Source organism: Yoonia sp. R2-816 (assembly GCF_046762905.1).
Lineage (GTDB): Bacteria > Pseudomonadota > Alphaproteobacteria > Rhodobacterales > Rhodobacteraceae > Yoonia.
Genome location: NZ_JBKQXN010000119.1, coordinates 25,317 through 33,992, shown reverse-complemented (window position 1 = coordinate 33,992; position 8,676 = coordinate 25,317). Strand labels below are relative to the sequence as shown.

Below are 8,676 nucleotides of genomic sequence, written 5' to 3'. Positions count from 1 at the left end.
GGGTCCCGTTCAATCCCCACATACATCCCATCACCACGCCGATAGGACCGATAGACTTTAACATCGACACCAAAATACGCGTGCCACCTGTAGTGCACGCGATAAACTGACCCGACATGGGCAGAATGAACAGGAACTGGCAATCGGGCGCAAAAACTACCTGTTCGTCGGATCACAGACCGGCGGTCGCGCCGCCGCGATCGCCTACACCTTGATCGAAACCGCCAAACTGAACGGGATCGACCCGCAGCAATGGTTGGCCGACACACTCGCCCGCATTCCAGACTACAAGATCAACCGCGTCGATGATCTCCTGCCATGGAAAACCGCACTATAGGGGCGGTCGGACCGGACGCTTACGTTAAGACCAACCTCACCCGACTGCGTGGCTGGGCTCCTCAAGGAGAACGGCTGACTATGGACGCCCCTTTTGGCAGCTGGGGAACGCAAACACTGATCGCAGGGTTACCAGGACTGCTGGCATCTTGCGTTCCGTTCCCGGGATCGGCCCCGTCACCAGCACTATGCTGATCGCTGAAATGCCGGAGCTTGGTCAGATCACTGGCGAGCATGCCGCTGCGCTCACAGGCCTTGCGCGCCAATTGCACATGACAGCGGAGCGATGCGTGGCAAGCGCGCAATTGGCGGTGGCCGTAGATTGCTACGGCATGTGTTGTTCCAGGCTGCTCTCGTCGCTAGCCATCACAATCAGGTTCTCAAACGCTTCGCTGACCGCCTCCGCGCTGCTGGAAAACCCCACAAGGCTGTCATCACTGCCGTTGCTCGAAAGCTCGTCACAATCGTCAACGCGCTTTGCAAAAATCGTCAGAAATGAACCGCTCAGCCCGCCTGACGAGTACAGTTGCTAAGGTAGTACAGTCGCGCTTGGCTCAAATCCTTTAGTATTCTCTCCTGAGTTCGAGTCTCAACAACTTTGCCAAATACGATTGTTTATATAGGTGTCTCTTAGCGCCCTCAGCATACTTGAATCTGTGGCGGGAATGCGCAACCAACCGTCGGCAATAGATGGTCTATAAAACAGGTGCGAACGGTCTGACGAGAAGGACCGCGACATAAGCATAACTGGCACGCTAGAAGTAGCCTCACGAAATGAAAGAAGTTGCTCAGCAAGGATATCAGGTTGCATCGTATCGCCGACTTCATCAACATCTATGCAAAGCAAATCCCAGCGCTCCGGAGTATCAAGAATGATCAGAGTCGCGTCCTGGAGATTGCAGCTCTCTCTAACACTAAAGCCCGCCTCCCCCATGAATAAGTCTCGGATGTCGCGCGCCTCCTTTGTTTCGCCCGCGACAAACATGACTTGAGATCCTTCATGTAAGCCAAGAGCAGTATTATCCACAAGCCACTCCAGTTCTCTCAGAAAGTATTGAGACAATTCATCGAGTTCGGCGTTCACACCGCCTTCTGACAGCGATTGCTCTAACATCTCATCATGTGATGCCGCTCCGAGGATGACAAACCTATGAAAGGCCAAAGACAAAAGGAATGAAACCAAAGTTCCAACAAAAACGTAGCAACTCACTATTACAAAAATTCCGTACCCGGCGGATAACGCCAAGCCAGCCGCCACAATACCGGCAAGGACACTAACCAAGATCGTCGGTAGTAAAGGCAAAACTGGTTCACTATAAGAGAATGTGGCAGGCGGAGAACTATCTTTCCAACTTCTAGCATGGGTCATTTTTATCAGACCCATTCAATTAGTTTAGTGGACCAACGCACCACCTGTATTAATACTCTTTCCGTCATGCCGTCGCCTGCCTCATGTAGTATTTGATATCGACTACACTCCACAACATCGCGCTTAAATGCCAATTCCCATCTTCTATCTTACGATAGCTTTTGCTTATGGGTAAGAATTGGAAACCTCAGCAGGCAGCCTTCGATTGAACTCGACGAATAATTTCATGCTGTGCGACCCTTCTAGCTACTGCTTTTCTAGAGCGCCATTTGAGTCCAGCGTTAACTGTCCAGCCCCATTCTTATGCACCACTTTTGAGCAAGATTGCTGGCACGGGCGGCGCATGTTTAGGGCCGGATGTGGACGGGAGCGATTACATTGCTTGAGCCAGGTGCTCATCACGATCTGGGTCGATCTTGGTGGTGTGGAACCACTCTGCGTTGAGGACTTTCCGGCGCAGAGTGCTTTTGAAGCGTTCGTTGTAATCGTTCTCCCAAGACCAACCAGAGTAGATCTGGATCGGTTTACTTCCTACCTCTCTCAGGACCCATTGATTTCCCGCTAGCTACGTGGTTCGTGGCTCAAAGAGCGACCGATGAGCATGGCCGAATTTTTATGGTTGGCTTTTGCGGAACTGGTGTGTCTTGACCCCCTCCTTCCAAGGCTCCACGGCACGCCTCGCGTTAATGATCGGTGGGTCCCGAACAGAATTATCTGTCATCAATCGCAAAGGGTTACACTGGCAAGACATGCCCAAGGATTACAGCAAACATGCGACGCTCTGCAGTCGTGGGAAGCGGTCAAGCGACAAAGAGATACGTCAATGTATCCCGGGTCCAAGGCAATGCAGGAAATGGCTTGACTGAACAGCTCACGTTACAGAAATCCTGAGCTAGCCATCACAATCAGGTTCTCAAACGCTTCGCTGACCGCCTCCGCGCTGCTGGAAAACCCCACAAGGTTGTCATCACTGCCGTTGCTCGAAAGCTCGTCACAATCGTCAACGCGCTTTGCAAAAATCGTCAGAAACGGACCGCTCAGCCCGCCTGACGAATACAGTTGCTAGATGCTAAGCGATGCGGCACGCCCTATCTCAAGGAGGGGGATCCTGAATTTGGGTCGAAAATTGGATAGAGAGTGTGTGTGGGACAGTAGCCTTGAGGACGGCGGTAAGTACACCCGGCAGAATTCGTTAAGCTGTGAGATGCTTTCAACTTTGCGTCGCCAAAATGGCAAGCGAAGGATACAACCCCAAACTTGAGAGATTGTTGCAACCACAGCGACTTTTTGACCTCGCGAGTGAGGATATGCAGGCATGCATTCTCGCCTGTCAGGACACAGCACCCAAATTGCGCGATTTGCATTTCATCGATGCCGCAGCAAGGATCAGTCATGATCTTGGCATCAACTACGATGCTTGGATGAAAGCCGTTCATGCCATGGGCGACCACGGGGCGGCACTTTGCGTTTTGTTGATCGACGCCAACCGCAACCACCCAACTGCACCCGTGCACAATCCCGGCGGGGCGCTCCGCGCCATGACGAAACGGCACAAAAACGGGAAGTTGAACCTTGTCGGCAGCCTCATAGGTCTCGCGCGGCGCAGGGGATATTGATCATTGGACCAGTCATTGCCGCCGCGCAAAATGATTCGAAGGATGGATTTGGAGGTCAGACGATGACCAGAGCTGCTGTGTTGAGTTTTACCTTATCGGCGTTGCCGGTTGCAGCGCAGGCGTTTTGTGATCCGCCTTTGCCGCCAGCCCCAACCAGCGAAACACTGGCCAGAGAGTATGAAGCCGAGTTCGAACAGGGTTTTGAGCGCTACTTTTCGGAGGCTTCTGGGTATTTTCGCTGCCTCGATGAAGAACGGGGCAAGGTGATGAGCGAAGTTGAGCAAACAGCGAACCGATACGATAGGTTTTTGACCGACGCCGAGACATGGGGTGAGGAATAATGTCGCCTATCGGTTGACATGTGTAAGCTAATGGGCTACATAAGGTCATGATAAAGAGCTTTGACAATAAGCAGCTAAAGGCACTCTGGGAAACCGGAAAATCGAAGATCGATGCGCGTCTGCATAAACGAATTTTACGGCGTCTTGACGCTTTAAACGCATCCACCCGAGCAGACGATATAAACCTACCGGGTTTCGATTTTCATGCGCTCAAAGGCTTTGACCCAACGCGCTACACCGTTCACGTAAACGGTCCTTGGTGCATAACTTTTGTGTTCGAAGATGGCGATGCTCATATCGTTGATTTTGAACAATACCATTGAGAAGGAGAACAACATGACCCGTGATTTGAACCGTTGTCCGACACATCCCGGCGAACTTTTGCGCGAGGATGTCATCCCGGCAACCAAGCGCTCGAAGTCAGAGATCGCTCGGCTGCTTGGCGTTTCGCGTCAGCATTTGCATGACGTACTGGCCGAGCGGAAGCCTGTTAGCCCCGAAGTAGCTGTGCGTTTGGGTAAGCTGTTTGGCAACGATGCCGGTTTGTGGATCAGGATGCAGGGGGCTTATGACGAATGGAATGCTTCGCGTTCAGTCGATGTGTCGAACATACCAACTGTTGTTGCTGCTGAGTGAGCTAAATCACTGGTGATTGCAAAACGCCGATAACAGTTAAAAGACCTTCAAACTATGTCTTCTGCGCACTATCGGGAATGAGTGTATTATTCTAGCGTGGCACCAACTAGCAACGAAATGGTCCAAAGTATCCAATGTCCATCCGTGTAAATCCAGAAATCCTTGTCTGGGCACGTCATTCCGCAGGGTTTGACGTGGATGATGCCGCACGGAAACTTGGATTTAAGGATAGTACTAGGTCTACAGCCAACGAAAAGCTTGAGCAGATTGAGGCGGGTGAAAAACAGCCGATACGTGCACAACTTTCCAAGTTTTCCGACGCGTACAAACGCCCACTGCTGACCTTTTATCTATCTGAACCACCAAAGACAGGTATGCGTGGAGAGGACTTTAGGCAGACGCCAGAGACCCGTGGACGGCGTGACAACGCTATGTTGGACGCGCTGTTGCGTGATGTGAAGGCAAGACAAGAAAGCGTCCGTGACCTGCTTCTTGATGAAGATGGGTTTAGACCACATCGGTTTGTTGGTTCGACTAAGCGCGAGGCCGACGTGTTGGAAACCGTCAAAGCCATCGCGACGCAGATCGGTTTTGACAACACCGATATGTCTTTGCAAAGTGGCGATGCGGACAGCCTCTTTAGGCGTCTACGAGCTGCCATTAAGGCGGTTGGCGTGTTTGTAATGGTCCTTGCTGATCCGGCCTTCTGACTTTGATCCAAACCGGTGGCGATTATGTCCATGAAGTTGGTGCTGTAGCTGTTCGACCTTGAGCGCTAGAGCCTTAACTTCTGACACCAGAAGTTCACTGACTTCGCGCAGCTCTGTCGGATCTTTCGGTAGGATATCAAGGCTGGTCAGCATGGCCGATCCTATACCGGATCAGGGATCAAACAGGAATCCACAAAGCGCCGAAAACCAAATCTTTATTGGGTTAACCGACGCTTAGCGGACGCCATGTCTTCCTTGGCATCCGCCAGTCGATGCCTTCCAGCAGCATCGACAACTGCGCGCCTGATACGTTGATCTTACCATCCTTGGCGGCGGGCCACACGAACCGGCCTTTCTCAAGCCGCTTGCTGAACAGACACGCGCCCTGGCTATCCCACCAAATGATCTTGAGCAGATCACCACGACGGCCACGAAAGACAAACAGGTGTCCCGAATACGGATCTTCAGTCAAAACCTTCTCGGCCTGCGCCGCCAAGGTATTGAACCCGCGCCGCATGTCCGTCATGCCAGCCGCAAGCCAAACCCGTGTGTTGCTGGGAACAGGGATCAAACCATCAATCCTTGCACCAGTCCCACCACTGAAGCCAACGCCGTTGGACCTTCCACCAAGATCCGTCGTCCATCTGACAGCGTGATGTCCACGCGGTTGGCTACCGCCGGGTCAGCGAGAGGCGGGCTGGTGACATCAACGGCGACCGGCAAATCTGACGATGGCATTGCGACTTCAATGAAGGGATCGTCTTCAACCGTAGCCTCAGGTGCAACCGCCGCTGGGGCAAAGCGTGGATCTTTGAGCCAATTGTGGATCATGTTGGCGTTCATTGCATAACGCCGCGCGACCTGTGCAACAGAAACCCCCGGCAACACAGTCTGCTGGCAAATCTCCAGCTTCTCTTCATCCGACCAACTGCGACGCTTCCTCATAGTGTGCCCCTTAGTGTCCACTTATCTAAATGGACACTTAAACAACCAGAAAAAGCACCGTTAGGGCGGGCTCAACGAGCGCTTACCCAAAATGCCTTATCAATGCAAAATCGACACCAGCATCGAGAAGTTTTGCGATACCCTTCAAACAAGTAAGAATCTTCGCGACGGAAAATGTGACTTGGGAGTTGTGACCCGTATCCATGGTGCCAGCCTACCCGTTTGGTAATTTAGCGGGCTATGCTTGTTCTGGCTGCCCTGATATTCATTTGAAACAGTCGAGACACTATTTCTGCTTGGGAACGAGGGTATAAGATGTTGATCAGATTTACACGATAGAAATAGTAAATCAAACAATAGAGATTCTGAGGATTTCAAGATCCACCTAAACAAGTGTAATCTGCAAATAACTTTCAAGGTAACAAAAACTAATATGTTTGGAAAAATAATAACGAATAGCGGTGGATGCGCCATTGATGTCATGCCCTACGCTAAAATGGTAACAGCGCACGTGGAGGAAGACGAAAAGATTAGCGCCAGGGCATTGGCCAAGTTTTTTAAAAAACTCAATGGTCAGCCAGCCCACAGCTTTGAAAACCATTTCAAGCTTCATCACCGTCGCGTAAATGCCCTTATGGATCGGATGCGCGACTGGATTCGGTTTGATGCTAGCATCAAACGGGCATACCGTCGAAATGACCTCACCACCAATCCGCATGTGCTCATCTTCGTAAATGAAGCACCTTGTGAACGTACAAAGGCAATGGATTGTAAGATCATGCCCGCCGCAGAGGTCCCGCTGCTTCCTTTTCCAGAATGCCCATTGGGTCCATGCCAGATTCGCACGTACATATTGAACGAACAGGATGTTGCGGGTCTGACAGACTGACATCATTGTGCTTTCCCTCCGGCGGATCATGGTTTTCCGTATCTCGATAGTGCGTCAAGCATGGGCGTAGGTTAGGATTCCCGGATCACGATCACCGGCCGCTTGCTGTTGGCCTCTGCCGTGTTGTCGGCGACAAAGCCGCTCTAAGCAATTCCGACCGGTGCTTAGGCGGATGCTGACAAAGGCCGCCCAATGCTTTGTGTGCAGTCCAGGCATCCAACCCCGCCAGTAGGCAAACCTCACGGAAATCGGCGGAAGGAAAGGTCCCAATCCACCGCTCAACATCTTGGCGAGTTGTCTCCATTCGAGGATGGGCGTTGCACAAATCCCTAACCGCCATCATGACCACGGACTGCCAAAGGCGTTTCGACGTTATTGAGTCGTTCAATTCCAACGCTCCACATGCGCCAGAAACCGACACTTAGAACGATCACGCCGCGTTGATCGTGAGCACCTGACTGATTTCGATTTCGGGCGTTTGCTCATCTCCACAAAACGTATGAATATGATCAGATATCGATGAGACGTGCTTAGGCGGACTACCATCCAGTTCGCTCCGTGCTCATTCCTCTGCATCTGAACCGTCCAAAAGACTTGTACGTTCGCTTGCCGCGGTAAACTGCCTGTGTTCTGGTGCCTCATCGTCATTGATGATTATTACGTACACTGTAAGACTCATGCTGCGATCTCTTGATACGGGCTTGATTGGCCTAGTCTTGAGTTCATTGAGTAATCGACAAGAGCCTCAAGAAACCCGGCTTATCGAGTCGATAGTCTTCATTATCTTTGACACCTCTAACCTCTGCGGAGACGACACCTTCATAGGCTCTACAGGTCGCGCCAGTCTTACTCTGATGGTGGTGCGCGACTTCCAGCGAGAAAGCAGCCAAGCGCCTGATCGTAGCTCGATTTGTCGAAGCGCTCATTAGCCAATATGACCTAAAAATTGAGCGGGGTATCTATGTCGACGCCTTGGTACAGGATCACTTCGCCGATTTCACCATAGTAGTCATCGAAGAAGAAGCCATCAATCTCATGTCTCCGACCTACCTCAACTGACATTGTATCCTTTTCAGCTCGGGCACCGGCTACGGCAAATACATTACCGCCATCAAAGCGGGTGATCTTGACCGGACTCAAATCACCAACGACGGAACGCCAGTTGAACCTGCCGTACAGCAGGACAGTGTCATTGGCGCGGTCTAAAGCCAAATCATTGCCAGTTAGACTTTGTTCTCCCGCAGAAACTTCAACCGCTCCACCACCTTGCGAGTTAAGAATATTGGCAATCACATCCAGCGTTTTCCCGTCGGCACTCCACAGTCTCCTGACGCCATAATACTCGAGGCTCGAGAAGCCATCGAAAGCTTCGCCACCTCCGGAAACGGTTACTTGGGCTTGGGACGGGTTCATCGTCGTATCCGCATATGCGGCAGATACCCCCAATCCCAGCAACACAATAGACCAAGTAGCCGCAAGCACTGCTGTCTGCATCACGGCATCGTGACGGACACGGACGATGAATCGGCTGACTGCATGGACTGAGAGACAAAGATGGTGGATATTTGATCGCATATTCGGGGAGACTTTGATATTCAGATGCACGCACATAGTTAAGTATTATCCTCGTGAGATATCGAGCCAGTTAGAACCTGAAAAGCGCACGCCCAAAGACAAGCCCTATTCCTTTTCTCGACCCGGACTTGAGTCTCTCTATTCAGTTTATATCCCCTCGCGAGTGAGATGGAGCAAGTGATCGATGGGCAAAAGCAGCATTCACCGAACAAGCTGCGGGCTTAACCGTACGGCTAGCTAGCTGTACGTAGAAATACCG

The 8,676-nt window shown here is 51.6% G+C and carries 11 protein-coding genes and 2 pseudogenes; 8 read left to right on the top strand and 5 right to left on the bottom strand.

The window, feature by feature from the left end; translation table 11 throughout:
- Positions 1–136: 136 nt before the first annotated feature.
- The 3 genes and pseudogenes from ACFWW2_RS02635 to ACFWW2_RS02625 form a co-directional block, all read left to right on the top strand.
- Positions 137–337, top strand: a pseudogene (locus ACFWW2_RS02635) (transposase domain-containing protein); the annotation flags it as partial.
- Between the two features lie 148 nt (positions 338–485).
- A pseudogene (locus ACFWW2_RS02630) lies at positions 486–614 on the top strand (transposase); the annotation flags it as partial.
- 8 nt (positions 615–622) lie between these two features.
- Entirely contained in the window at positions 623–835 is a 213-nt protein-coding gene (locus tag ACFWW2_RS02625; protein ID WP_393925911.1) for a hypothetical protein, read from the top strand.
- A gap of 90 nt (positions 836–925) precedes the next feature.
- Here the strand turns inward: ACFWW2_RS02625 and ACFWW2_RS02620 are convergent, their stop codons facing one another.
- Positions 926–1,705, bottom strand: coding sequence for a hypothetical protein (locus ACFWW2_RS02620; RefSeq protein ID WP_393925909.1), 780 nt, complete (start codon positions 1,703–1,705; stop codon positions 926–928).
- 1,265 nt (positions 1,706–2,970) lie between these two features.
- On the opposite strand from ACFWW2_RS02620, the gene repC reads away from it, so the two are divergent.
- The 5 genes from repC (at position 2,971) to ACFWW2_RS02595 (ending at position 5,008) form a co-directional block, all read left to right on the top strand.
- Entirely contained in the window at positions 2,971–3,321 is a 351-nt protein-coding gene (repC, locus tag ACFWW2_RS02615) for a replication initiation protein RepC (protein ID WP_393925908.1), read from the top strand.
- A 62-nt stretch (positions 3,322–3,383) separates the two neighbouring features.
- Entirely contained in the window at positions 3,384–3,662 is a 279-nt protein-coding gene (locus tag ACFWW2_RS02610; RefSeq protein ID WP_393925906.1) for a hypothetical protein, read from the top strand.
- Between the two features lie 47 nt (positions 3,663–3,709).
- Positions 3,710–3,985 (top strand): type II toxin-antitoxin system RelE/ParE family toxin, encoded by a 276-nt coding sequence (locus tag ACFWW2_RS02605; protein WP_393925904.1) that lies wholly within the window; start codon positions 3,710–3,712, stop codon positions 3,983–3,985.
- Between the two features lie 13 nt (positions 3,986–3,998).
- Entirely contained in the window at positions 3,999–4,298 is a 300-nt protein-coding gene (locus ACFWW2_RS02600) for a HigA family addiction module antitoxin (protein ID WP_393925902.1), read from the top strand.
- A gap of 134 nt (positions 4,299–4,432) precedes the next feature.
- Positions 4,433–5,008: a hypothetical protein gene (locus ACFWW2_RS02595; RefSeq protein WP_393925901.1), complete on the top strand. Its 576-nt coding sequence runs from the start codon at positions 4,433–4,435 to the stop codon at positions 5,006–5,008.
- 223 nt (positions 5,009–5,231) lie between these two features.
- Here the strand turns inward: ACFWW2_RS02595 and tnpB are convergent, their stop codons facing one another.
- From tnpB to ACFWW2_RS02575, 4 genes are all read right to left on the bottom strand, one after another.
- Complete coding sequence (tnpB, locus tag ACFWW2_RS02590) at positions 5,232–5,579, bottom strand: IS66 family insertion sequence element accessory protein TnpB (RefSeq protein WP_393925899.1); 348 nt, start codon at positions 5,577–5,579, stop codon at positions 5,232–5,234.
- Positions 5,576–5,953: an IS66-like element accessory protein TnpA gene (gene tnpA / locus ACFWW2_RS02585; protein WP_393925898.1), complete on the bottom strand. Its 378-nt coding sequence runs from the start codon at positions 5,951–5,953 to the stop codon at positions 5,576–5,578. Before tnpA ends, tnpB begins: the two co-directional genes overlap by 4 nt.
- Before the next feature lie 385 nt (positions 5,954–6,338).
- On the bottom strand, positions 6,339–6,848 hold the full coding sequence (locus tag ACFWW2_RS02580; protein WP_393925897.1) for a hypothetical protein: 510 nt from the start codon (positions 6,846–6,848) through the stop codon (positions 6,339–6,341).
- 933 nt (positions 6,849–7,781) lie between these two features.
- A complete protein-coding gene (locus tag ACFWW2_RS02575) occupies positions 7,782–8,447 on the bottom strand; it encodes a hypothetical protein (protein WP_393925895.1) in 666 nt (221 codons plus the stop codon).
- Positions 8,448–8,676: the final 229 nt, after the last annotated feature.